The following is a 23,653-nucleotide window of genomic DNA, read 5'->3' on the forward strand; positions in this document are numbered from 1 at the left end:
CGTTTATCCTGCAACTCAGGTTAAAACTCTTTTTGTATCCAGTTACGCAATTTATCGAAAAAGCCAGTTACAGATGAGCGTTTAGGTTCATTATAATCGCTATCGTCGCTAGACTGCATGTCTCTTGCGTAATGAAGTAATCCAACTGCCGTAGAATGGTACGGCTCTTTTACATAGTCAGTTAATCCGCTGACTTCGAGCGGTTTGCCGACCCTTACTTGATTGCGGAATACGCGTTCCGCACATTCTACCACTCCGTCCATTTGCGCAGCACCGCCGGTGAGTACAACTCCCGCAGCCAGATGGTGCTTGATACCCTCTTCGCGCAATTTTGCTTGTACAGAGTCGATAGTTTGGTTAACCAGTCCCATAAGCTCAGAGTAGCGTGGCTCAATCACTTCTGACAACGTTTGACGTTGCAGGCTACGTGATGGTCGTCCACCTACGCTTGGTACATTAACCGTGTCATCCTTACTGACCAGTTCACTCAAAGCACAGCCATATTTGACTTTTATTTCTTCAGCATCGCTCACTGGCGTGCCAAAAGCAAAAGCAATATCACTGGTTACAGCATTTCCTGCGTACGAAAATACTTCTGTGTGACGTAACGCACCGCCAGTCCAGATGGCCACATCCATCGTGCCGGCGCCAATATCAACCACACAAACTCCAAGCTCTCTTTCATCCTCGGTGATTACTGCATTACTAGCAGCAAGCCCAGAAAATACGAGTTGTTCTACTTTAAGGCCGCAGCGTTCTACCGCCTTAATAATGTTGCGTGCCATGTCATTATGGCATGAGATAAGGTGGACACTCACTTCCATTCTTACCCCAGATAAACCAAGCGGATTTTTGATTCCTTCTTGGTAATCAATGGTGAACTCTTGCGGGATCACATGAAGAATTCGCTGTTCATCACCGATTTTAATCGATTTTGCGGTATGGATAGCGCGATCCATGTCTTCTTGAGACACCTCTTCATCAGAAATCGTGCCCATACCTTTTTCAATTCGGCTTGCGATATGCTTACCAGACAACGAAATGAAGACTCGGCTGATCTGGCACTCTGCCATTAATTCAGCTTGATCAATTGCACGTTGTACTGATTTTACAACCGACTCCAAATCATTCACGCCACCTTTATCCATGCCGCGTGAGGGGCTACTACCTGCGCCAATAATATTAATTTGACCGTCTGGTAAAACCTCACCCACTAGAGCCGATACGGTTGCAGTGCCTATATCAAGACCAACAATAATGTTGTCATCAGCGGCCTTAGTCATCTGTACTCTCTTCTAACTCTTGTTCAGGAAACCAACCAACTGCGGCTCCTGTATCGTACCTAAGATCGATATAACTGATTCTTTGCGTGTCACTGCCAAGCTTGTTATAGAGCTTAAAAAAGCGCTCTATACGCTCAAGAAGAGACTCTTTTCCGAGCTCTAATCGAATACCGTTATCAAGGATGATTTGCCAAGCTCGTCGCTCGTTTAATACCAGAGACGATATCGCTAAACCCAATTGCTGAAACTTAGGACTCAAATCACGGTAAGTCTGTAAGACTTCCGGTCCGCTATCTTTGGGTCCGTACAGCTTCACTTTTTCTTCTTGCAACAGAGCAACATCTCCATCAAAAACGAACCCGTTTTTATCTAACAGTTCGTTGCCATTCCAAATGGCTTCTGGTTGATGCTCCGTCAAAAAAACTTTTACTGTATCCGGCCACTGCTTTCGGATTGCGGCATGCGCTACCCATGGCAGAGCTTCGACACTTTGCTGTAATACATCAATATCCTGAGACATAAATGTACCGATGTGATCAATTCGACTAAATGCAGCCTGCACATCGTCAGCTTGGACATACTCCAGTTTCCCCTGAAGTACTATTTTGGAGAGAGGTAACCTTTGGTCATCCCACATCCAACTGATCGCCGCGTACAAAACAGAACTAATTAAAGTCACAACCACAACGAAAAATAACGCACCCAAGATTTTTTCTTGGCGACCACGGTTGTTACCCGTGTTTGGTCGCTCGTCATTCAGTGCAATATTCAACAACGTCTTCGTTTCCTGACTTTTGTCGTGTACTTTTTACCCATATAATTACGCAGAGGTAAAAGTCTTGACTTTAACCTTGGGATTATACTGAGCTCTTGTAAACTATCAAACACTGATAGCAATAAATCACAATGATATTGACGCAAAATCGAGATCTGAGTCTTTATCTGTCCTTCGCATCAACAATATGTGTCAGCCAAGCATCTTGTTTATATTCAATTTAAGACCTGCCAGCTGTTTCGCCACTTTACCAATATCACCCGCACCTTGCGTTAAGATTAGGTCGCCGTCTTGTATAACGTTAGCTAAAACTGAAGGTAATTGCTCGATTTCTGGAACAAAAATCGGATCTACCTTGCCTCGGCTGCGAATTGTGCGACATAAAGCGCGCCCATCAGCACCTGCAATCTGCTTTTCACCCGCTGCGTAAACATCCAGCATGATCAATACATCCACCTGTTCAAGCACATTCGCGAAATCATCGTATAAATCACGAGTACGGCTATAACGATGCGGTTGGAAAATCATCACCAAACGCTTGTCTTGCCAACCACTGCGTGCTGCATTAATGGTTACATCCACTTCTGTTGGATGATGGCCGTAATCATCAACAAGCATTGCATGGCCGTTGCCAGTATCAAACTCGCCAAGGTGATCAAAACGTCTTCCCGTACCTTGCGTACCAGCCATTGCCTTTAGGATCGCATCGTCTTCAATGTCATCTTCAGTAGCAACCGCAATCGCAGCAGACGCATTCAATGCATTGTGACGACCTGGAATATTCAGCGTGATATCTAAGTTAGCTCGCCCTTTACGTACTACCGTAAATTTGCCTTGCTGCCCCTCTTGACGATAATCTTCAATACGTACGTCGGCATCTTCAGAAAAACCGTAAGTTATCACTTGACGACTAATACGTGGGATTAACTCTCGAACCACAGGATCATCAATGCAAACAATTGCTTGGCCGTAAAACGGTAGATTATGAAGGAAATCGATGAAGGTTTGCTTTAAGGTTTCAAAGTCACCACCATAGGTATCCATATGATCGGCTTCGATATTGGTAACAATGCTCACCATTGGTTGCAAGTGCAGGAATGACGCGTCACTTTCATCTGCCTCTGCAATTAGAATACGACTCGAGCCTAGACGCGCATTTGTACCTGCGCTTTTCACCAAACCGCCATTCACAAACGTTGGATCAAGACCGGCTTCAGAATAGATTTGAGTGACAAGAGCGGTCGTCGTGGTTTTACCGTGTGTACCCGCAACGGCAATACCGTGACGGAATCGCATCAATTCAGCCAACATCTCTGCGCGGCGTACAATAGGGATGCGTAATTCACGTGCCGCCATCACTTCTGGGTTTTCTTCGTTGATCGCCGTTGACACAACAACCACACTTGCTTTTTCTACATTACTGGCTTGATGACCAATAAATACCGTCGCACCTTTTGATACCAAACGCTCTGTCACAGCGTTCTCTGATAGATCAGAACCTGTGATTTGGTAGCCTTCGTTCAACAGCACTTCTGCAATGCCGCTCATGCCCGCACCACCAATACCGATGAAGTGGATGGATTTCACGCGGCGCATCTCTGGCACCATTGCGCGAATCTGAGCTAAGTCTTGTGTATGTTGGATTGTCATCAATTCTATTCTCAATAATTCGGTTAACGCTTTTCGGTCAAAGCGACAATGGCTTGTGCGACAACTCGGTCAGCATTCAATTTTGCAGCGCCACGCGCTTGCTCAGCCATTGTAAGTAAAGCTTGGCGATCCAATTGTTGGATCTGCTGAGTCAGAGACTCAACGGTTAAATCTGGTTGTTCAATCATTTTCGCCGCGCCGCAATCCACCAAGTGGTCTGCATTAAGTGCTTGCTGGCGGTCTTTGTGCATGAATGGAACAAAAATAGCGCCTACACCTGCCGCCGAGACTTCAGATACGGTTAACGCTCCAGAGCGACAAACTAAAAGGTCAGCCCATGCGTAAGCTTCTGCAACGTCATCAATGAATTCCATTACTTCTGCATTTACCACACCATTAGCTTGGTATGCTGCATTCACTTCTTCGGCGGCACCTTTACCCGCTTGATGACGAATACAGTAATCTTCGCCCAATTTCGACATCACTTCTGGCAGAGTTTGGTTAAGAATACGTGCGCCTTGGCTGCCACCCATCACCAAAATGCGAATTGGACCTTGGCGCTCTTGCATGCGCTCAGTTGGCGCTGCTAATTGAGTCACGTCTTCACGAACTGGGTTCCCAACCACTTCGGCATTTGGAAAAGCGCCTGGGAAAGCCTGAAAAACCTTCTTAGCGATTTTCGATAACCATTGGTTCGTTAAACCTGCTACTGCATTTTGTTCATGCAGAACAACAGGAATACCACTCATCCAAGCGGCAATACCACCCGGGCCGCTAACATAACCGCCCATACCAAGCACTGCGTCTGGCTGCCAGCGTTTCATGTGAGCACGAGCCTGCATGATGGCATTGATAATTTGAAATGGTGCTGCAAGAAGACGTTTAACGCCTTGACCTCGTAACCCTTTCACTTTGATAAAGTCGATTTCAATGCCATGTTTTGGCACCAAATCCGCTTCCATTCGATCCGCCGTACCTAACCAACGGATCTCCCAACCTTGCTCTTGAAGCTGTTTTGCTACCGCCAAACCTGGGAATACGTGACCGCCAGTACCACCAGCCATCACCATCAAACGTTTATTTTGTTTCATTAGCTTGTTGTTCTGATTGTTGTTGCTCGCGTTTCAAGCGGCATTCGTAATCGATACGCAGTAATATGGACACTGCGACGGACATAATTATTAGACTAGAACCACCATAACTGATGAGTGGAAGTGTTAAACCTTTTGTTGGAACAATACCGGCGGCAGCTCCAACATTAACCAAGGTTTGAAACGCAAACCAAATACCAATTCCGAAAGCCAGATAACCTCCGAACATTTCGCCTTCTTCAAATGCACGCTTGCCGATGTAAACCGCTTTTAGCACCAAGCTAAAAATCAGCATTAAGACCAGCACTACGCCTACGAAACCAAGCTCTTCAGCAAGTACGGCAAACACAAAGTCGGTATGCGCTTCCGGTAGATATTCCAGTTTTTGAATTGAATTACCGAGACCTTGTCCGAACCATTCACCACGACCAAACGCCATCAAAGACTGAGTCAACTGATAGCCACTACCAAACGGGTCTTCCCACGGGTCAAGGAAGGAGGTTACACGTCGCATACGGTATGGCTCGACGAGAATCAAACCAACGACAGCACCGATACCTGCCACCATCAAGGCGAGAAACTGGGTTAGCTTTGCACCTGCGATAAAAAGCATGCCAAACAGCGTGACCAGCATCACGACGACCGTCCCCAAGTCTGGCTGACCAAGTAGTAATACTGCGAAGAAGGCAAACACCATGATTGGCTTCATAAAGCCACCAAAGAAGGTTTGTCGTACTTCGTCTTGCTTTCGAACTAAGTAACCAGACATGAAGATAAACAGCGATAGCTTCGCGACTTCCGCTGGCTGAAGGTTAAACAGCCCAAGGGGAATCCAACGAGACGCACCATTAACCGACTTACCCGCCAAGAGCACGATGATCAACAGTGCGAAAGAAGCCCAAAGTAAGTAATGGCTCTTCTTAAACCACTCTTGCAAAGGCACTTGCAAAATAACAGCGGAGGTCCCTAAAGCCAGCACGAGAAACGTCGCATGACGAAACATAAAGTGGAACGGCTGTTCCGTTAATCGAGAGCTGATTGGAAATGATGCAGAGGTTACCATGACCAAACCAGTCAACATCAAACCCAGTGCAATCCACACTAACTGACGATCAAACATCGCCTCTGGGGCTGGATGCTTGAGCCAATTGCCAATACTGCGTTTAACGTTACCTAAACCCACGAAGTGTGTAACCTTTAATTATGCATATTTCTGAGCAAGAGCAGCGAAAGCATCACCTCTTGCCATAAAGTTGTCGAATTGATCAAAGCTAGCACATGCAGGAGACAGCATCACCATATCACCTGGTTTTAACTGCGAAGATACTTGTTGAATCACATCTTCCATAGTGTCGAAACGTATTGCAGATTCATGCAGTGGCATAAATTCATCGCCATCAGCGCCAAAGCAACACAGTTGCAAGTTAAGCGTCGCGAAGATCGGTTTTAATGGCGAGAAGTCAGCACCTTTGCCAACACCACCAACGAGTAAGTAGAGCTTGCCTGTCGATTCCAAACCAGATAGCGCAGCCATAGTGCTAGCAATATTAGTTGCTTTAGAGTCATTCACCCATTTGACGCCTTGATTATCCGCAACCACCTGGCATCGGTGTGTCAGTCCCGTGTAATTTTTAAGTGCATTCAATGCTTTGTGATAGTTTACGTCCGCAGCTTTTAATAGCGCTAAAGCAACCAGAGCGTTAGATAAGTTGTGCTTACCAACCAACTTAAGCTCATCACTTGCGACAACTCGTTGACCGTGATCGAGCAACCAAGTACGGTTGCCATCCACCTCGAGACCAAAGTCCTGATTGTCGCTGCCAAATGTCACCAATGGCATCTCTGCGTCTGGGAAGGTTTCTTGATCATCACGGTTCACGACTGCAAGAGCAGCATGGTTAAAAATACGCAACTTAGCTTGTCGATAGTCAGACATGCCTTGATAACGATCCATATGATCTTCAGAAAGATTCAGAAACGCAGCGGCTTTGAGCTTTAAGCTTGACGTCGTTTCTAACTGGAAGCTCGAGAGTTCGAGTACATATAGGTCTGCGTCTTGTTCTAACAAATCCAGAGCAGGCACACCGATGTTACCACCAACGCCAACATCCAAACCTGCAGCGTTAGCCATCACACCTGTGAGGTCGGTTACTGTGCTCTTACCGTTTGAGCCCGTAATCGCAATCACCGGTTTCTGCACCGCCCAAGCGAATAACTCGATATCACCTACTACTGCCGTACCTTTTGCTAATACGGCTTGGATCTCTGGTGTCGCTAGCGCAATACCAGGGTTGGTCACGATAAGATCCGCGTCAGAAAGCCAGTCCGTATTCCAACCACCACTATGCAGTTGAACACTTTCCGGCAAGCGCTCTGCACCTGGAGGGTTTACACGAGTATCAATGACTTTGACCACAAGTTGTGGCTGATTTTTTCTTAGGTGTTTAACGACAGAGAGCCCGGTAATACCGAGCCCTACGACGACAACACTATGTATGTTTTGCCAACGTTCCATATTTGATCACACTGTAAATCTTATTCTTGGAAAGTGCGATTAACGCACTTTCAATGTCGCAAGACCAATCAGAACAAGAACCATAGAAATAATCCAGAAGCGCACGATTACGCGAGGTTCTGGCCAACCTTTCAATTCGTAGTGGTGGTGAATTGGTGCCATACGGAAAATGCGCTGACCACGTAATTTGTAAGAACCTACCTGTAGGATGACTGATAGCGTTTCCATCACAAATACGCCACCCATGATCACCAACACCAACTCTTGACGAACTAGAACAGCAATGGTGCCCAATGCCCCGCCAAGCGCTAGTGAACCTACATCGCCCATGAACACTTGTGCTGGGTAAGTGTTAAACCACAAGAAACCAAGGCCTGCACCTACGATTGCTGTACATACGACAACTAACTCAGAAGCATGTGGTAAGTATGGTATATGAAGGTATTCAGAGAAGTTAACGTTACCGGTCGCCCATGCAATAACCGCGAAGCCTGCTGCAACAAGAACCGTTGGCATGATTGCCAAACCGTCTAGACCATCAGTCAGGTTAACCGCGTTACTTGTACCTACAATGACAAAGTAAGTCAGAATGATATACATCAAACCAAGCTGCGGCATGATGTCTTTAAAGAATGGCACCACTAGCTGAGTTGCTGCTGTGTCTTTACCGTAAGCATACAATGCGAAAGCGACGACAAACGCGATCAACGACTGCCAGAAGTACTTCCAACGCGCAATCAAGCCATCGGTATTTTTGCGTACCACTTTACGATAATCATCAACAAATCCGACCGCACCGTAGCCAAGTAAGACTGTCAGTACCGCCCATACATAAGGGTTGGATAAGTCTGTCCATAGCAAAATCGTGATTGAGATGGCCGCTAAGATCATGATACCGCCCATTGTTGGGGTACCACGCTTACTAAAGTGAGATTCAGGACCTTCGTTACGCACTACCTGACCAATTTGCAGCATTTGCAAACGCTTGATCATGATTGGTCCCATCCATAATGACAGACCTAGAGCGGTTAATACGCTTAGGATTGCTCGAAAAGACAAGTATTCAAACAATCGGAAAAAAGACAGGTATGGCTGTAGCAGCTCGGCAAGCCAAATAATCATTAATAATACTCCTTCAAAGCAGCAGCGACTTCAAACATACGTGCACCGTTCGCTCCTTTCACCAACATCGTATGGTTTTCAGGAACGGCTTGGTCTAGATGCTGCTTGATGTATTCAATCATCTCTTGGTGCGTCTCAAAATGAATGCCTTGGCAAAGATCACTGATCACCTTGGCGTCTGCACCATATGTGAGAACATGTTCAAATTTTTGTGGGGCAGCATGTTCCCCGACTTGACGATGAAGTGCAAGACTTTCCTCGCCCAATTCCGCCATATTACCTAAAATCAGCCAGCGTTGACCTGGGAAAGCGGCCAATAAATCAACTGCCGCTTTCATGGCTGGCACGCTCGCGTTGTAGCTGTCGTCAATCAATTTTATCTTTTCGCTCAGCGCTTCAACCTCGACGCGACCTTTCACTTTGTTCAAATGTTTAAGGCCAGCACGAACCTCTTCTAATGTGGCGCCCATTTGTAACGCAATAATAGAAGCAGCGATCGCATTCGCAACGTTGTGTTGACCTATAATACCCAGAGACAGTTCAATTTCTTGTGAGCTTGCTGCGATATGTAAGTCAAAGCTTGCTTCACCTGCGGCGTTCAATACGATGTTAGAAGCGAAGAAGTCTGCATCAGTATTACTTTGTGAAAAAGTAATGACTTTCTTATCTGCTAACACTTCATCCCACTTGGCTTCACCATTGCTGTCTAGGTTAACAATCGCAATACCACCAGCTGAAAGGCCTTGGTAGATTTCACCTTTGGCTTGTTTCACGCCACCGATAGAACCAAAGCCTTCAAGGTGAGCGGCTGCTACATTGTTCACTAACGCGATATCTGGTTTTACTAACTGAGTCGTGTAAGCAATTTCACCGATATGGTTAGCACCAAGCTCAATCACGGCATAATCATCATCCTGCTGTGAGCGCAATAATGTCAACGGAACACCAATATCATTATTGAAGTTACCCGCCGTGAATAACACTTTGCCTTTCAATTGCAGGATACTCGCAACCATTTCTTTTACGGTCGTTTTACCGCAACTTCCGGTGATGGCAACGGTAGGTGTTTTGCATGCTTGATGCACCCAAGAAGCAAACTCACCCAATGCAAGTTTGGTATCCGACACCACAATTTGCGGCACATTCACATCTAAGCGTTTTTCTACGAGTAAAGCACCGGCACCTGCATCTACCGCTTGTTGGCAAAAGTTGTGCGCATCAAAGCGCTCCCCTACTAACGCCAGAAATAGAGCCCCATGCTCAATCGCTCGTGTATCAGTAGAAACCGCGTCGATAAGTAGATCGTCGCCGAATCGCTCGCCACGAGTGATGTCTGCAATTTGAGATAACGTTACTTTGATCATGAGGTCAATCCTAAAAGTTGCATTGCGGACTCGCGGTCGGAGTAATGAATCGTTTCGCCATTACGAATCTGATAATCTTCATGGCCCTTCCCTGCTAACAAGATAATGTCGTTTGGCGAAGCATTTTCAATGGCATAAGACAGTGCTGTGAAGCGGTCATGCTGAACAACCGCTTCTGCAGGTTTTGACAGCCCAGCTAACATGTCTTTCACAATCTGAACCGGGTCTTCGCTGCGTGGGTTATCGTCAGTCAACACCACTCTGTCGCCTAGACGCTCTGCAATTTCCGCCATCATTGGGCGCTTACCTGCATCGCGATCGCCACCGCAGCCAAAAATAGCCCACAGCTGGCCTTCACAATGAACTCGTAAAGCTTGCAGCGCTTTTTCTAAAGCATCAGGAGTATGGGCATAATCAACCACGACTTTGGCACGATCCTCAGTTTGGAATAACTCCATTCGGCCGAGTACAGGTTGCAGTTGACCTGCGGTTTCGAGTAACGCTTGTTTCTCTTTACCTAAGCTTAATAAGGTCGCAAAAGCGAGCATTAAGTTGGTTGCATTAAACTCACCAATCAATGGCGCGTGCAATTCACCTGAGCCAAATTTACCATCGAACTTAATAGTAATCCCTGACTCCGCGTAACTGACTTCCGTCGCCCAAATTGCGCTTTCAAATTCAGTGTTCGGTTTGAGCGAAACAGCGACCGCATTACTTAACTGCGACGCCCATTGATGACCTACTTCATCATCAACATTGATAATGGCACGTTCACATTGGTGTTGCGTGAACAACCCAAGCTTTGCATTGGCATACTCTTCCATCGTGCCATGGTAATCAAGATGGTCACGACTTAAGTTAGTAAACACGCCCGCCGCAAATGATAATGCTTTGACACGACCTTGCGTCAGGCCATGGGAAGATACTTCTAGCGCGGTGTATGTGGCTTGTTGATTTGCGAGAGAGGAGAGCGTTTTCTGAATTTCAACGGCATTCCCCGTTGTATTCGCAGCTTGTTGCAAGTTATTGAGGAAGCCATTTCCTGTTGTTCCCATTACCGCCGCTTTATGGTCAAGCAGTTCTAGCCATTGCGCTATTAACTGGGTAATGGTGGTTTTGCCGTTGGTGCCGGTGACACCAATCAAATCCATATCAGGGTAAGCATAAAGCTTTCCAGCAATTGCGGATAAACGTTGGTCCAACCTATCAATGTAAATGACGGGAACATCATCAATGATTTCCACCGTACCATGTGTTTTGACATCGCAGGCTTGCGCCAGGGCTGCATTTGCACCTTGCTCAATTGCAGAGGCAATGAATTTACGCCCATCCACAACATGGCCAATCACTGCTACAAACGTGGTTCCAGGTTGAACTCTTCGGCTGTCGAGCTCCAATTCAGAAACAAGAACGGACGATAAGCTAGGGCAATCCACCCAAGGGGAAAGCAGCACGTCCATACTGATGGCTTTAGTCATATTTGTTCTCCGAGCTTTGGCTCAGGTTTTCTTAATTTTGTTTGCTCAGTAAACCACAGGGCTTACTGTTGGAATTTGTTTTCGTCAGGTGCAACATTGAGTATTTGTAGCGCGCCTTTCATGATTTCAGAGAAGACAGGAGACGCTACCGAACCACCATAGTAGTCATCGCCTTGAGGCTCGTTTACGATCACTACTAAAGCAATTCGCGGATCGCTAACCGGAGCAAGCCCAGCCGTGTAGGTGATGTACTCGTCGCTGTACCCACCGGCAGAAGCTTTACGTGATGTACCCGTTTTCGCTCCTACTCGATAACCAGGAACTGCCGCTCTGCGAGCCGAGCCCCCTTTTTGAGTTACGGTTTCCAACATGTCTAATACTTGACGCGCATACTTCGCACTCACCACTTGGCGTGACATGTCATGATCATTGCTTTCGATAATATGAATAGGCTCGTATTTGCCAAGGTTTCCAAGCGTCGCATAAGCATGGGCTAGCTGGATTGGTGTAATTGATAGACCATAACCAAACGCAATCGTGGCGCGCTCAATTGGCGACCAACGAGTTCGTGTAGGAAAAATACCCGTCACTTCCCCAACTAGGTTTAGGCCAGAAAGCTCACCAAAACCCACTGAACTGTACAGCCCAAGAAGCGCCTCTACCGGCATTTGCATTGCTAGCTTCGTCACACCGATATTACTCGACTTTTTAAGGATCGTGGTCAAGCTCGCTTTACCTACGCGAGAGACATCTCTGACTCGACTACCACCTAAACGTAGAACACCATTACCGGTATCTACGATGGTATCTTTATCCGCTATCCCATTTTCTAAGGCGGCTAAAATAACGAAAGGCTTAATGGTCGAACCGGGCTCCATTGAGTCCGTGATCACTCGGTTACGCATTTGATAGCTTTGCCAATCGCTACGATTGTTAGGGTTGTAAGAAGGAGCATTAACCATGGCCAATACGGCGCCCGTTTTTACATCCAACATGACAACAGAACCTGAAGTGGCGCGGTGGTCCGCAACGGCTTGCTTAATCGCACGATACGCAATCGCCTGTAGGCGCTGATCGATGGTTAACTGAAGTGATTTACCTTCTTGCTTGTCTTGCCAAGCAATGTTTTCCACAACACGACCATAACGGTCTTTACGAATAGTTTTCTTACCCGCCGCGCCAGTGAGCCACTCATCGTAGCTACGCTCCACACCTTCTAGGCCATGCCCGTCAATGCCTGTCACACCGACTAAGTGAGCACTAACCTCACCTGCAGGATAATAACGACGAGATTCCGACTTAAGGCCAACACCTGGCAGCTTTAGCTCACGAATATAGTTCGCCATGGCCGGACTGACCTGGCGCTGCAAGTAGATAAAGCGGCGTTTTTCATTGCGCTTGATTTTGTCTATTAACCCTTGTCGGTCAATACCAAGAACATCCGCTAATGCATGCCAACTTTTGGTCTGGCTTAACGCGTTTTCTTTAAAAATCGTGGCAGGATCTGCCCAAACAGCCTCAACCGGTACACTGACAGCAAGCGGCTCACCATTTCGATCCGAAATAATACCGCGAGCAGAAGGAATGGATTTAACACGAACCGAACGTAGGTCACCTTGTTTAATCAGGTTATCTGGCTCAATGATTTGGATGTAGGCTACGCGTGCCACCAAAAGGGCAAATGCACAAAAAACAAAAAACAGTAATAGATGGAAGCGCCAACGAATCAAGAAAGATTCTTCGACCGCCACTTTCACTGCTTTGTTATCGTTTTTCTTATCCCCCGTAGCCGCTTTCTCTTTTGCTACAGGTTTACGCTTATTGGCTTGTTTCGTGTTGGATTTTTTTCTAATCATTTGAGCGTGACAACCACTTCTTTATCGCCATCAGGTCGTTTCATTTCAAGTTCTTTTTTGGCAAGGTCTTGAACACGACTGTGTTCCGCGAGGGCAGTTTCTTCCAACATTAAGTTACGCCATTCGCTATCTAATCGTTCTCGTTCAACCAACGTATGGTCTTTTTCGGTGATCGCTTGACGCGCATGGTGGGTAGCAAATACCACTCCCATTGCCGATGCCACGATCAATAGCAACAACAGTAATGGCCAGCGACCAACAGTGAGGAGATCTGTTGCAATCAACTTAGCAAGATTAGGAGTGGATTTCGTCATAATAATTAAAGCTTTTCCGCAATTCTTAACACAGAGCTGCGCGAGCGAGGGTTCATTTCAATTTCTTGTTTGCTTGGCTTAATCGCTTTGCTCACCGCTTTCATATTCGCACTACCAAGAGCACGAATTTGCTCTTCCGTCATTGGAATACCGTGTGGCACTTCAGGCCCTTTGCTCTCTTTACGGATAAAACGTTTGACCATACGGTCTTCCAGAGAGTGGAAGCTAATCACAGATAAACGGCCTTCAGGAGCCAGAATGCTCGCCGCGCCTTTAAGTGCCGTATCAATTTCTTCTAACTCACTGTTGATGTAAATACGAAAAGCCTGGAAAGCACGAGTCGCAGGGTGTTTTTTCTCTTTAAAACTTTTCGGTGCGGCATCTGAAATCAATTTTGCCAGCTGACCAGTGCGAACCATTGGCTCATTTTCTTCGTCTTCACGGTAGGCAACAATCGCTTTTGCAATACGGCGCGCATGTTTATCTTCCCCAAACTCGCGAATGACCCAAGTGATATCATCGAGGTCTGCTTCCATCAACCATTGAGATACTGGAACACCTGATGTCGGGTCCATACGCATATCTAGCGGACCGTCTTTCATAAAGCTAAAGCCACGCTCTGCGTCGTCTAACTGAGGAGAAGAAACGCCTAAATCCAGCAGAACACCATCCACTTTTCCAACTAGTCCATACTCTTCAGCATACTCAGCAATACCAGAAAATGGACCATGAATAATGGTGAAGCGAGGGTCATTGATTTTGCCTGCCTCAGCGATCGCTTGAGGGTCACGGTCGATACTGTACAGTCGGCCATTTTCACCGAGTTTAGATAGAATTGTCCGGCTGTGACCGCCACGGCCAAATGTTCCATCAATATAGACGCCGTCTGGTTTGATAGCTAAGCCATCAATGGATTCATTTAATAACACGGAAATATGTTGGAAGGTTTCGGTCATAGCTTTCTCGTTGAATGATCTTGAAGCGATTCTTTAGTGTACTGATTTCCTACATCATCGCCACCACAAGTCTAAAGTTAGACGTGATTTACGCCAAGTTTATTGGTAATGACATAGTTTGCGTCAATTAAATGCAAAAAACCCATCACTACCGAAGTAGAGATGGGTCTCGAATAGGTGGAGCCGACACATAAGCCGGGTTCTGTTCCGCTTGCGCGGCGGTAGCCATTCGTCTAGGCCAGCAATCACTCACTGGCTCGAGCAACCTACCCGCCTCCTTACGCGAGCAACGCAATGTGGAGGCCTATTTGGTCTTGCTTCAGGTGGAGTTTACCCTGCTACGAACTATTGCTAGTCGTCCGGTGCGCTCTTACCGCACCCTTTCACCCTTACCTGTACCCTTACGGGCCATCGGCGGTCTTCTCTCTGCTGCACTTGTCGTAGGCTTGCGCCTCCCAGGCGTTACCTGGCACCTTGCTCTATGAAGCCCGGACTTTCCTCCCCTTTGTCAGTCTCCCGAAGGACGTCAACGTCAGTCTCCCAAAGGGACTTCGACGTCAGTCTCCCGAAGGACATCAACAAAGCAGCGACTACCCAGTCAGCTCCGAGGGCGGATTGTATAGAGTTCTCACTTCAGAGTCTAGTTAGATCACAGATATGATGAAATGAATGCACTAAGTGATGACTTTTTAGTCAACGTGCCAAAAATAGATAATAAAAAGGCCGATGCCTAAACATCAGCCCTCATTGACCATTTATCTCGCTAGCGGCACTTAGTCTAAGTTTTCTAAGCCCCATTTATATAGCGCATTCTTCTTCAAGTTATGTATTTCTGCCACCAAAGCAGCTGCTTTTTTCAAAGGCAGCTCTTTGGTCAAAATCCCTAACGTGCGTAAAGCATCTTCAGGTAGTGAGTCGTCTGTTGTTTCACGATAGCCATGTACCAACAATACCATTTCACCACGCTGTTGGTTATCGTCACTTTTCACCCATTCAATCAGCTCACCTAACGGCATGCCTTGAATGGTTTCAAAGGTTTTTGTTAGCTCTCTTGCCAACACAACTTCTCTATCTGGGCCAAGAACGTCTAACATGTCTTGTAGAGAGTCTAAAATACGGTGCGGTGACTCGTAAAAAATACACGTACGCTCTACCGAAGCAATCTCTAGGAATTTATCCTTACGACCTTTGCTTTTCGGTGGTAAAAAACCTTCGAAGCTAAAGCGATCCGATGGCAAGCCAGAGGCACTTAACGCCGTAATGACCGCACAAGCACCTGGAAGAGGCACAACTCTAACGCCCGCTTGACGACATTTTGTCACCAAATGGTATCCTGGGTCGCTGATAAGTGGCGTACCAGCGTCAGAAACTAATGCGATAGACTGACCGGAAAGCAGCTTTTCTACCAAAACTTGTGCTTTTTGCTGCTCATTGTGGTCGTGTAGAGCAAAAGTTTTGGTTTGAATATTGAAGTGAGACAGTAATTTGCCCGTATGTCGAGTATCCTCAGCGGCAATGATGTCCACAGTCGACAGAATTTCGATAGCACGTTGGGTGATATCCGCTAAATTTCCGATTGGAGTCGGTACGATATAGAGAGTTGGCCCCTCATTCGGCAACTTATTTTTATCTGTCATTTGTTTACCATCACTTCAACGATTAATATAGAGAAAATTTTGTACAAAATTATAGAGAACTCACGGCAATGATTAACCATAAGAGACTCAGTGTACCACGCATACTTACTCCTGTTGCACTAGCAATTACGCTCGCCGCCTGTTCTTCAGGTCCAAGACAGCCTGATGGCGTTGATGTAACACTTGAGCCTACTCAGTCTGTTCAGAACTATATGATCCAAGCTGATAGCACGGAAGGCAGTTTACAAAATGACTGGTTGATCATGGCAGCCAAAGCCGCGATTCAAGCAAACCAGTTTGATCAAGCAGAAATGTTGATCAAGCGCCTGGCTCGTCAACAGTTAACCGAAGTTCAGCAAGCAGAGTGGCAACTAGCGCGTGCGACCATACAGCAAAAACAGGGTAATTACTCTCAGTTGCTGCAATTGTTGAATTTTAAACCTTGGTGGAAGTTGCCAAATGAGCAATGGAAAGACTATTACTTGATGCGTGCCGACGCTTATCAAGGTCTTAACCAAGCGTTTGAGGCAAACCGCCAACTGGTTGCATTTGGTCAATATGCATCGTCCGCGGAGCAGAGAGAGATTTCTAGCCGTATTTGGATGAACTTTGGCAGCTACTCCGAGTACGAACTGACCTCATTAGAAACAGAGCCAAATGAAGATGTTTTGGATGGTTGGCTACAACTCGCTATTTATGCGAAAACGCTGTCGGGCAACTTATCCCAACTAAAAAATACCCTAGAACGCTGGTTAAACGAGAACCCATCGCACCCAGCCGCTATCTACACACCAGAAGAGATTCAAAACATTCTCTCTCTAGACATTGTTAAACCAAACAACACCGCTTTGTTACTGCCGCTTACTGGTAAGTTCTCGCCACAAGCGCAATTAATTCGTGATGGTTTTGTGTTTGCGATGATGAATGATCGTAACCGTGATCCAAGCGCTACCCTCACGGTAATAGACACTAATGCGTATAACGCCGACCAAATTAAACAACGTTTGATCAATGAAAACATCGACTTTGTTGTTGGTCCCCTAGAAAAAGAAAACGTTGAGCTATTGCACACAACCATGGATGGCTCAGAAAATGGTCCTACGATTCCAGCCCTTGCGCTAAATATTCCCGAAGATGTGCAACCAGATAGCAATATTTGCTACTTGGCATTATCACCAGAACAAGAAGCCGCACAGGCAGCGAAACACTTGTTCAGCGAAGGCTATAACTTCCCTCTGATTCTGGCACCAAAGGGCAGCTTTGGTGAGCGCGTAACTGAAGCGTTCAACAAAGAATGGCGCAAGTACAGCTCTAATAAAGTCGCAGCAAGTTATTTTGGCGACAAGCGCCAACTTCAAAAAGACATCAATGAAGTATTTGGTCTGCAAGAAAGCAAACAACGTATTGCTCAGATGCAATCATTAATGCGTATCAAGCTTGAAACACAGCCACGTAGCCGTCGTGATGTCGATGCGGTTTATATTGTTGCTAGAAGCACGGAACTGACTTTGATCAAGCCGTTTATTGAGGTAGCGATTAACCCAGACGCCAAAGCGCCACAAATTTTCTCTAGCTCGCGTAGCAACAGTGGCGGCGCGACTTACGAAGATCTAACAGGTATCATCTACAGCGATATCCCATTACTGATTGACCCAGACCCTAGCGTGACCGCTGAAATGAACGAGCTGTGGTCAGAGCAATCTAACATGGAAAAACGTTTGAAAGCACTGGGTATGGATGCGTATAAATTGATTGGGGAGCTGCCACAAATGAAGGTCGTTCCGGGCTACTCAGTTGGCGGCCAAACCGGTATTTTAAGTATCGACAATAATTGTGTTGTACAGCGTGAGCTAAGCTGGGCTGAGCGTGGGGCTCTTTAGTAAGCGCCAAATCGGAAATCAATATGAAGCTCTGGCGAAGCAGTATTTACAACGCCAGGGCTTAAACTTTATTGAACAAAATTTTCTGACTAAGGTCGGTGAGATTGATTTAATCTTCCAACAAGGTGAAACTATTGTGTTTGTTGAAGTCAAATACCGTAAGAACAATCACTTTGGCTCGGCAGCAGAAATGGTGACGCACGCTAAAATGCGCAAGCTAGTCAAAACCGCACAAGTTTGGCTTAGCCAACAAAAGCGCTTAAAACACAATATCGATTATCGATTTGATGTCATCGCCATTCATGATAATGGGCGAGATATCAACTGGATAGAAAACGCAATCTCTGAAGGATAAGCGATGCTAGACAGCATTAAAGACAGCTTTACAGAAAGTATTCAAATTCAAATCGCAGCAGCAGAGGCGCTGCCTGATGCCATTACTCATGCAGCTCAAGCGATGGTGTCGAGCCTGCTTAATGGCAATAAAATTTTATGTTGTGGTAATGGCGGCAGTGCTTCAAACGCTCAACAATTTGTTTCTTGTCTTTTAAACCGTTTTGAAACTGAGCGTCCTAGCCTACCAGCAATGGCCTTAACCGCCGATAATACCACCCTAACCGCAGTGGCCAACGATTACCACTACCAGGAAATCTTCTCAAAACAGGTACGAGCGTTTGGTCAACCAGGCGACATTTTGCTTGCCATGTCGACTAGCGGTAACAGTAAAAATATTATCAAAGCGATGGAAGCAGCCGTAACTCGAGACATGACGATTATCGCGCTAACAGGAAAAGATGGCGGAGAGATGGCAGGACTGCTCGGTGAGAACGACGTCGAAATTCGTATTCCATCACACCGCACTGCACGTATTCACGAAGTACATATGGTAACACTCCATTGTCTTTGTGATCTTATTGACCAGGTGCTTTTCCCTGCTCACGAAGAGTAACCAAGACTGAGAATCAGAATTATGCTACGTAGCCTCGTTATCTTATTAACAGCATTGAGTTTAAGTGGTTGCGCAGGTTTGTTTATCGCAGGTGCAGCAACCACAGCGAATATTGTCACGGACACACGCACGACAAAACAAATCTGGCAGGACAATAACATCGAATTCGAAGTTGCGGCGATCGGCAATAAAGCACCGTTTAAAGGTGAAGTTCGTGTCGTTGCCAGTTCATATAATGGGACTGTAGTCCTTATGGGACAAGCTCCGACACAAGACCTTATCCTTGCTTTAGAGCGAAGGGCTCGAGAAGTTAGTGGTGTAAAAGTCATACACAATCAAATCAAACAAAAAGAGCCACTCACTGTTACCCAGATTAGCAATGACAGCTGGATCACAACCAAAGTAAAGTCAGCTTTGCTTACTGATTCTGAGCTTAATGGTGTTAAGGTTAAAGTGATCACCGAAGATGGCGATGTTTTTCTGTTTGGTTATGTCACGCCAGAGCAAGGCGATCGAGCGACAGAAATCGCGCGTAATATCTCAGGCGTAAAACAAGTCATTAAAGGGTTCCAATACGGCGAAATGGAGCCTGTTGAAGTAGACTTACCGAGTGACGGTGTACAAACAATAGAAAGTGAGGCAAGCACAGAAAGTGAAGAGAACGTCGAAGTCTTTACGATTAGTGAGTAATTTCCAAAGTCTGGCTTGAAATCATCTTCAACAAGTTAAAAAGAAAAAAGCAGCGTTACGCTGCTTTTTTATTATTTAATCACTCTTAAGCTTGGTTTGCCTTTTGGTCGAGGAGCATCGTCCTCTTCGGCATCTGAATCAGAAACTAACTCAGAAGGCTCATCACTAACCGTTGTGAACGATGGGGATGATTCTTCCTCGGTCATCGCTTCTTCTTCGATGTGAGTGTACGCTTCTTCTGGTTCAAACATAGTACCAGCACCATTCTCACGTGCATAAATAGCTTGAACAGCATACACAGGCACGATCACTGAGTGCGGACGACCGCTAAAGCGAGCATGGAAGGTAATCGCATCATTACCTAACTCAAGATTACCCACTGCACGTGGCGCAATATTCAAAATAATTTGACCATCTTGAATAAATTCAACCGGGACACGCACCCCTGGCATTGTTGCATCCACAACCAAGTGAGGAGTCAAGTCATTGTCTACTAACCACTCGTAAAATGCGCGAAGCATATACGGGCGGCGAGCAGTCATTTTTGCAATATCCATAACGTGTTTTAAATCGCTTAGCGAACTAGGCGCATTTCACGTTCAGCTTCAGTCAAAGAAGCAAGGAACGAATCACGTTCAAATACGCGGTTCATGTATACCTTGATTTCTTTTGAACCTGGGCCAACAAGATCGATACCAAGTTGAGGCAAACGCCACAATAGTGGAGCTAGGTAACAATCGATCAAGCTGAATTCTTCGCTCATGAAGTACTCATATTCAGCAAAAATTGGCGCTAACGTCAGAAGATCATTACGCAGCTTTGTGCGTGCTTTTTCTGATTCTTCCGCATTACCTTTCATCACTTTTTCAGCGAGTGAATACCAGTTGCGTTCGATACGGTACATCATCAAGCGGCTGTTGCCACGAGCAACAGGGTAAACCGGCATTAGAGGTGGATGAGGGAAGCGCTCGTCCAAGTACTCCATGATGATTTTTGAATCGTAAAGAGCTAGCTCACGGTCAACAAGAGTTGGCACTGATTTATATGGGTTTAGCTCAACAAGCTCAGCAGGAAGGTTTGCTTCGTCAACAAGCTCAACTTCAACACTTACGCCTTTTTCAGCTAGTACAATGCGAACCTGATGGCTATACAAATCTGATGCACTTGAGAAAAGAGTCATCACAGAACGTTTATTGGCAGCTACAGCCATGGAGCCCTCCAGTACACTTACAAATAAAAACAATGGAGGCTAAGCCTCCATTGTACATCAATTAAAATTGGGAATTAGCACGGTATTTTAGCACAATTAATGCACATCGCGCCAATACTCTTTCTTGAGCATCACAACAACGATGGTTAGAAGCACTAAGAAGCCCATTACCCACCAGCCTAGAGCATGACGCTCAAGCTGCACTGGGTCACCTGAATAAACTAAGAAGTTAACGAGATCGCCAACCGCTTTGTCATATTCGCCTTCACTCAGCTCACCCGTGCCATCGGTTTCAGTACCAACAACAACTTGTACTTCTTCGCCATCTACGATTTTCGTATCGTAAATCGGCGTCGGGATGCCCTGTAGCTCTTCAAGCACATGCGGCATACCAACACTCGGGAAGACGATGTTGTTCACGCCGAATGGACGAGATGGATCAACATAGAAAGAGCGTAAGTAAGTGTATAACCAATCAGCACCACGAACTCGTGCAACCAACGTAAGATCTGGTGGTGGAGCACCAAACCAGTTTGCCGCTTGCTTCGGTGGCATAGCATTGACCATTAGATCACCGATTTTCGCTTCAGGATTGAAAATCAGGTTTTCTTTCATTAAGTCTGTTGGAATTTCCAAGTCTGTTGCTACACGCTCGTAACGCTGGTATTGCGTAGAGTGACAAGCAAAACAGTAGTTCATGAACAACTTCGCGCCGTTTTGTAGCGAAGCTTTATCCGTAAGGTCAACATTCGCTTTATCCAGCGGAACATTGGCCCCAGCTGCCATCGCTAGTGATGGCAACATAGCAAATAGAATTACAATCCACTTCTTCATTTGAATGTCACCCTCTCTGGTAATGGTTTGGTTGCTTCATTTTTGCTGTAGAAGAACAGCAACACAAAGAACATGAAGTAACACAAGCTAAAGATCTGAGATAGTAGTGTGTACGTTGGTGTCGCTGGTAACGCACCTAAAATACCTAGAGCGATAAAGGCGATAGTGAACTGTACAATATTCAATAGATGAAGTTTGCTACGGTAACGGTATGAACGAACTTTACAACGATCCAACCAAGGTAGAACGAACAGCACTGCAATTGACGCGCCCATTAGGATAACACCTAATAGTTTGTCTGGAACCGCACGTAGGATTGCGTAGAACGGCGTGAAGTACCATACCGGAGCAATATGCTCTGGTGTCTTCAATGGGTTTGCAGCTTCAAAGTTAGGCGGCTCAAGGAAGTACCCACCCATTTCTGGGTTAAAGAACAGCACGTAACAGAAGAAGAACAAGAAACCAGCAACACCGACCAAGTCCTTAACCGTGCCGTACGGATGGAAAGGAATCGAATCAATGATGTCATATTTCTTCGTGTAGTAATCGTGGAACTTGAATTGCGTTTTGTAATCGTCGCCCATTGAGCCTTTTGGCAGCTTAGTTTCGATACCATCCGGGTTGTTTGAGCCTACTTCGTGCAGCGCCAATACGTGCAAAACAACAAGAAGAAGCAAAACGATAGGCAGTGCAATAACGTGTAGTGCGAAGAAACGGTTTAGCGTTGCACCAGAGATGATGTAGTCACCACGAATCCAAAGCGTTAGGTCATCACCGATAACAGGAATAGCACCAAACAGGGAAATGATTACCTGCGCACCCCAGTATGACATCTGACCCCATGGAAGTAGGTAACCCATGAACGCTTCAGCCATGAGAACAAGGAAGATCAACATACCGAAGATCCACAATAGTTCACGAGGTTTTTGGTATGAACCGTAGATCAAACCACGGAACATGTGAAGATACACAACAACGAAAAACGCTGACGCGCCAGTGGAATGCATGTAACGCAGAAGCCAACCGTACTCTACATCACGCATAATGTATTCGATAGACGCAAATGCACCGTCACCTGAAGGAACATAGTTCATCGTTAGCCAAATACCCGTTAGGATTTGGTTAACAAGAACCAGCATCGCCAGAGAACCGAAAAGGTACCAAAAGTTGAAGTTCTTAGGCATTGGGTATTCAGACAAATGCTTTTTATAAGCATTCATTGCAGGAATACGCTTTTCAACCCAATCTAACATTGCTTGCATTATGCATCTCCCTCATCAACACCCACAATGAGTTTGGTATCGCTCAAATACATGTGCTTAGGAACGACAAGGTTCAACGGAGCAGGTACTCCTTGGAACACTCGACCAGCCATGTCGAACTTAGAACCATGACAAGGACAGAAGAAGCCAGATCTTACGCCCTGCACCTGCTCTGAGAAAGAGTCAGGTAGATAGGTTGGTGAACAACCTAAGTGGGTACAGAAACCAACTGCGACGAAAAACTCTTCCTTAATCGAACGAAACTCATTCTGAGCGTACTCAGGCTGCTGCTCCATTTCAGATTGTGGATCGCGAAGCTTATCACCGATCGATTTTAAGTTATCCAGAACGCTTTGAGTGCGGCGAACAATCCATACAGGTTTTCCCTGCCACTCAACACGAACCAGCTGACCTGGTTCAATTTTACTTATATCCACTTCCACTGGTGCGCCCGCCGCTTTGGCTTTAGCACTCGGATTCCATGATTTGATAAAAGGCACGGCGACGGCGACTGCCCCTAACCCACCAACAACTGCCGTTGTAGCGGTTAGAAAACGCCTGCGACCGTTATTTAAAGGCGCGTTGCTCATCCAAACATTCTCCCATTTGCTCCCTTTGGATCGTTATTATTCCGCTTATAAGAGCATGGCTAACAAATAATGAATTTAGTTCTATTTATTGGAGGGAAATGATAAAGAAAACCCTACTTTTTGACAAGATAAAGCTACCTTTTTGTAACATTTGTGAGGCAAATCGCTCGCGTCGTCACAAAAGCGGCAGAATTATA

22 protein-coding genes and 1 other RNA gene are annotated in these 23,653 nt (G+C 46.0%); 4 read left to right on the plus strand and 19 right to left on the minus strand.

The window, feature by feature from the left end:
• Positions 1–20 precede the first annotated feature (20 nt).
• The 14 genes from ftsA to rsmI form a co-directional block, all read right to left on the minus strand.
• Complete coding sequence (gene ftsA, locus R7E51_RS16015) at positions 21–1,283, minus strand: cell division protein FtsA (RefSeq protein WP_005372946.1); 1,263 nt, start codon at positions 1,281–1,283, stop codon at positions 21–23.
• Positions 1,276–2,058, minus strand: coding sequence for a cell division protein FtsQ/DivIB (locus tag R7E51_RS16020; protein ID WP_005387393.1), 783 nt, complete (start codon positions 2,056–2,058; stop codon positions 1,276–1,278). The genes ftsA and R7E51_RS16020 overlap by 8 nt, the downstream gene beginning before the upstream one ends.
• A gap of 192 nt (positions 2,059–2,250) precedes the next feature.
• Complete coding sequence (murC, locus tag R7E51_RS16025) at positions 2,251–3,708, minus strand: UDP-N-acetylmuramate--L-alanine ligase (protein ID WP_064353623.1); 1,458 nt, start codon at positions 3,706–3,708, stop codon at positions 2,251–2,253.
• Positions 3,709–3,731: 23 nt separating this feature from the next.
• Positions 3,732–4,799 carry an undecaprenyldiphospho-muramoylpentapeptide beta-N-acetylglucosaminyltransferase gene (gene murG, locus R7E51_RS16030; RefSeq protein WP_158159555.1) on the minus strand — a complete coding sequence of 356 codons (1,068 nt, stop codon included), beginning with the start codon at positions 4,797–4,799 and terminating at the stop codon, positions 3,732–3,734.
• Entirely contained in the window at positions 4,786–5,982 is a 1,197-nt protein-coding gene (gene ftsW, locus R7E51_RS16035) for a cell division protein FtsW (protein ID WP_005372933.1), read from the minus strand. Before ftsW ends, murG begins: the two co-directional genes overlap by 14 nt.
• 18 nt (positions 5,983–6,000) lie before the next feature.
• Positions 6,001–7,314 (minus strand): UDP-N-acetylmuramoyl-L-alanine--D-glutamate ligase, encoded by a 1,314-nt coding sequence (murD, locus tag R7E51_RS16040; RefSeq protein WP_206958044.1) that lies wholly within the window; start codon positions 7,312–7,314, stop codon positions 6,001–6,003.
• Positions 7,315–7,353: 39 nt separating this feature from the next.
• Positions 7,354–8,436, minus strand: coding sequence for a phospho-N-acetylmuramoyl-pentapeptide-transferase (mraY, locus tag R7E51_RS16045; protein WP_005372931.1), 1,083 nt, complete (start codon positions 8,434–8,436; stop codon positions 7,354–7,356).
• Positions 8,436–9,800 carry a UDP-N-acetylmuramoyl-tripeptide--D-alanyl-D-alanine ligase gene (locus tag R7E51_RS16050; protein WP_138938964.1) on the minus strand — a complete coding sequence of 455 codons (1,365 nt, stop codon included), beginning with the start codon at positions 9,798–9,800 and terminating at the stop codon, positions 8,436–8,438. The genes mraY and R7E51_RS16050 overlap by 1 nt, the downstream gene beginning before the upstream one ends.
• Positions 9,797–11,278 carry a UDP-N-acetylmuramoyl-L-alanyl-D-glutamate--2,6-diaminopimelate ligase gene (gene murE, locus R7E51_RS16055; protein WP_138938965.1) on the minus strand — a complete coding sequence of 494 codons (1,482 nt, stop codon included), beginning with the start codon at positions 11,276–11,278 and terminating at the stop codon, positions 9,797–9,799. The genes R7E51_RS16050 and murE overlap by 4 nt, the downstream gene beginning before the upstream one ends.
• A 62-nt stretch (positions 11,279–11,340) precedes the next feature.
• Positions 11,341–13,134, minus strand: a complete 1,794-nt coding sequence (locus tag R7E51_RS16060) for a penicillin-binding transpeptidase domain-containing protein (protein ID WP_005372922.1) — start codon at positions 13,132–13,134, stop codon at positions 11,341–11,343.
• Positions 13,131–13,448: a cell division protein FtsL gene (gene ftsL, locus R7E51_RS16065; protein ID WP_005372920.1), complete on the minus strand. Its 318-nt coding sequence runs from the start codon at positions 13,446–13,448 to the stop codon at positions 13,131–13,133. The genes R7E51_RS16060 and ftsL overlap by 4 nt, the downstream gene beginning before the upstream one ends.
• 5 nt (positions 13,449–13,453) lie before the next feature.
• Positions 13,454–14,404: a 16S rRNA (cytosine(1402)-N(4))-methyltransferase RsmH gene (rsmH, locus tag R7E51_RS16070; protein WP_005372918.1), complete on the minus strand. Its 951-nt coding sequence runs from the start codon at positions 14,402–14,404 to the stop codon at positions 13,454–13,456.
• A gap of 175 nt (positions 14,405–14,579) precedes the next feature.
• Positions 14,580–15,010: RNase P RNA component class A (gene rnpB / locus R7E51_RS16075), an RNA gene on the minus strand.
• A 167-nt stretch (positions 15,011–15,177) separates the two neighbouring features.
• Positions 15,178–16,041, minus strand: a complete 864-nt coding sequence (rsmI, locus tag R7E51_RS16080) for a 16S rRNA (cytidine(1402)-2'-O)-methyltransferase (RefSeq protein WP_206958042.1) — start codon at positions 16,039–16,041, stop codon at positions 15,178–15,180.
• A gap of 68 nt (positions 16,042–16,109) precedes the next feature.
• Here rsmI and R7E51_RS16085 point away from each other — a divergent pair, with 68 nt between their 5' ends.
• Genes R7E51_RS16085 through R7E51_RS16100 form a run of 4 tightly spaced genes read left to right on the plus strand, consistent with a single transcriptional unit; the run spans position 16,110 to position 19,560 of the window.
• Positions 16,110–17,921 (plus strand): penicillin-binding protein activator, encoded by a 1,812-nt coding sequence (locus tag R7E51_RS16085; protein ID WP_206958040.1) that lies wholly within the window; start codon positions 16,110–16,112, stop codon positions 17,919–17,921.
• The gene (locus R7E51_RS16090; RefSeq protein ID WP_005372903.1) at positions 17,908–18,276 is read left to right on the plus strand and encodes a YraN family protein; all 369 of its coding nucleotides are present in this window, start codon (positions 17,908–17,910) and stop codon (positions 18,274–18,276) included. Before R7E51_RS16085 ends, R7E51_RS16090 begins: the two co-directional genes overlap by 14 nt.
• Positions 18,277–18,279: 3 nt before the next feature.
• Positions 18,280–18,870, plus strand: coding sequence for a phosphoheptose isomerase (locus R7E51_RS16095; protein WP_005372901.1), 591 nt, complete (start codon positions 18,280–18,282; stop codon positions 18,868–18,870).
• 21 nt (positions 18,871–18,891) lie between these two features.
• Positions 18,892–19,560 carry a BON domain-containing protein gene (locus tag R7E51_RS16100; RefSeq protein WP_005372899.1) on the plus strand — a complete coding sequence of 223 codons (669 nt, stop codon included), beginning with the start codon at positions 18,892–18,894 and terminating at the stop codon, positions 19,558–19,560.
• A gap of 71 nt (positions 19,561–19,631) precedes the next feature.
• Here R7E51_RS16100 and sspB read toward each other — a convergent pair whose 3' ends face one another.
• From sspB to petA, 5 genes are all read right to left on the minus strand, one after another.
• Complete coding sequence (sspB, locus tag R7E51_RS16105; RefSeq protein ID WP_005372898.1) at positions 19,632–20,117, minus strand: ClpXP protease specificity-enhancing factor; 486 nt, start codon at positions 20,115–20,117, stop codon at positions 19,632–19,634.
• Between the two features lie 17 nt (positions 20,118–20,134).
• Complete coding sequence (gene sspA, locus R7E51_RS16110; RefSeq protein ID WP_005372897.1) at positions 20,135–20,770, minus strand: stringent starvation protein SspA; 636 nt, start codon at positions 20,768–20,770, stop codon at positions 20,135–20,137.
• A gap of 96 nt (positions 20,771–20,866) precedes the next feature.
• A complete protein-coding gene (locus R7E51_RS16115; RefSeq protein ID WP_005372881.1) occupies positions 20,867–21,604 on the minus strand; it encodes a cytochrome c1 in 738 nt (245 codons plus the stop codon).
• Complete coding sequence (locus R7E51_RS16120; protein ID WP_005372880.1) at positions 21,601–22,866, minus strand: cytochrome b; 1,266 nt, start codon at positions 22,864–22,866, stop codon at positions 21,601–21,603. Before R7E51_RS16120 ends, R7E51_RS16115 begins: the two co-directional genes overlap by 4 nt.
• Positions 22,866–23,456, minus strand: a complete 591-nt coding sequence (petA, locus tag R7E51_RS16125) for a ubiquinol-cytochrome c reductase iron-sulfur subunit (RefSeq protein WP_005372877.1) — start codon at positions 23,454–23,456, stop codon at positions 22,866–22,868. The genes R7E51_RS16120 and petA overlap by 1 nt, the downstream gene beginning before the upstream one ends.
• Positions 23,457–23,653: the final 197 nt, after the last annotated feature.

This window comes from Vibrio sp. Vb1166 (assembly GCF_033338695.1).
Classification (GTDB): Bacteria; Pseudomonadota; Gammaproteobacteria; order Enterobacterales; family Vibrionaceae; genus Vibrio; species Vibrio alginolyticus.

Excerpts from the sequence above, each read along its gene's own strand:
- petA (WP_005372877.1), bottom strand. The coding sequence starts at position 23,456 with ATGAGCAACGCGCCTTTAAATAACGGTCGCAGGCGTTTTCTAACCGCT.
- R7E51_RS16060 (WP_005372922.1), bottom strand. The coding sequence starts at position 13,134 with ATGATTAGAAAAAAATCCAACACGAAACAAGCCAATAAGCGTAAACCT.
- R7E51_RS16095 (WP_005372901.1), top strand. The coding sequence starts at position 18,280 with ATGCTAGACAGCATTAAAGACAGCTTTACAGAAAGTATTCAAATTCAA.
- murD (WP_206958044.1), bottom strand. The coding sequence starts at position 7,314 with ATGGAACGTTGGCAAAACATACATAGTGTTGTCGTCGTAGGGCTCGGT.
- R7E51_RS16085 (WP_206958040.1), top strand. The coding sequence starts at position 16,110 with ATGATTAACCATAAGAGACTCAGTGTACCACGCATACTTACTCCTGTT.
- ftsL (WP_005372920.1), bottom strand. The coding sequence starts at position 13,448 with ATGACGAAATCCACTCCTAATCTTGCTAAGTTGATTGCAACAGATCTC.
- murC (WP_064353623.1), bottom strand. The coding sequence starts at position 3,708 with ATGACAATCCAACATACACAAGACTTAGCTCAGATTCGCGCAATGGTG.
- R7E51_RS16115 (WP_005372881.1), bottom strand. The coding sequence starts at position 21,604 with ATGAAGAAGTGGATTGTAATTCTATTTGCTATGTTGCCATCACTAGCG.
- R7E51_RS16120 (WP_005372880.1), bottom strand. The coding sequence starts at position 22,866 with ATGCAAGCAATGTTAGATTGGGTTGAAAAGCGTATTCCTGCAATGAAT.
- R7E51_RS16050 (WP_138938964.1), bottom strand. The coding sequence starts at position 9,800 with ATGATCAAAGTAACGTTATCTCAAATTGCAGACATCACTCGTGGCGAG.
- sspB (WP_005372898.1), bottom strand. The coding sequence starts at position 20,117 with ATGGATATTGCAAAAATGACTGCTCGCCGCCCGTATATGCTTCGCGCA.
- ftsA (WP_005372946.1), bottom strand. The coding sequence starts at position 1,283 with ATGACTAAGGCCGCTGATGACAACATTATTGTTGGTCTTGATATAGGC.
- R7E51_RS16100 (WP_005372899.1), top strand. The coding sequence starts at position 18,892 with ATGCTACGTAGCCTCGTTATCTTATTAACAGCATTGAGTTTAAGTGGT.
- sspA (WP_005372897.1), bottom strand. The coding sequence starts at position 20,770 with ATGGCTGTAGCTGCCAATAAACGTTCTGTGATGACTCTTTTCTCAAGT.
- murG (WP_158159555.1), bottom strand. The coding sequence starts at position 4,799 with ATGAAACAAAATAAACGTTTGATGGTGATGGCTGGTGGTACTGGCGGT.
- rsmH (WP_005372918.1), bottom strand. The coding sequence starts at position 14,404 with ATGACCGAAACCTTCCAACATATTTCCGTGTTATTAAATGAATCCATT.
- murE (WP_138938965.1), bottom strand. The coding sequence starts at position 11,278 with ATGACTAAAGCCATCAGTATGGACGTGCTGCTTTCCCCTTGGGTGGAT.
- rsmI (WP_206958042.1), bottom strand. The coding sequence starts at position 16,041 with ATGACAGATAAAAATAAGTTGCCGAATGAGGGGCCAACTCTCTATATC.
- mraY (WP_005372931.1), bottom strand. The coding sequence starts at position 8,436 with ATGATTATTTGGCTTGCCGAGCTGCTACAGCCATACCTGTCTTTTTTC.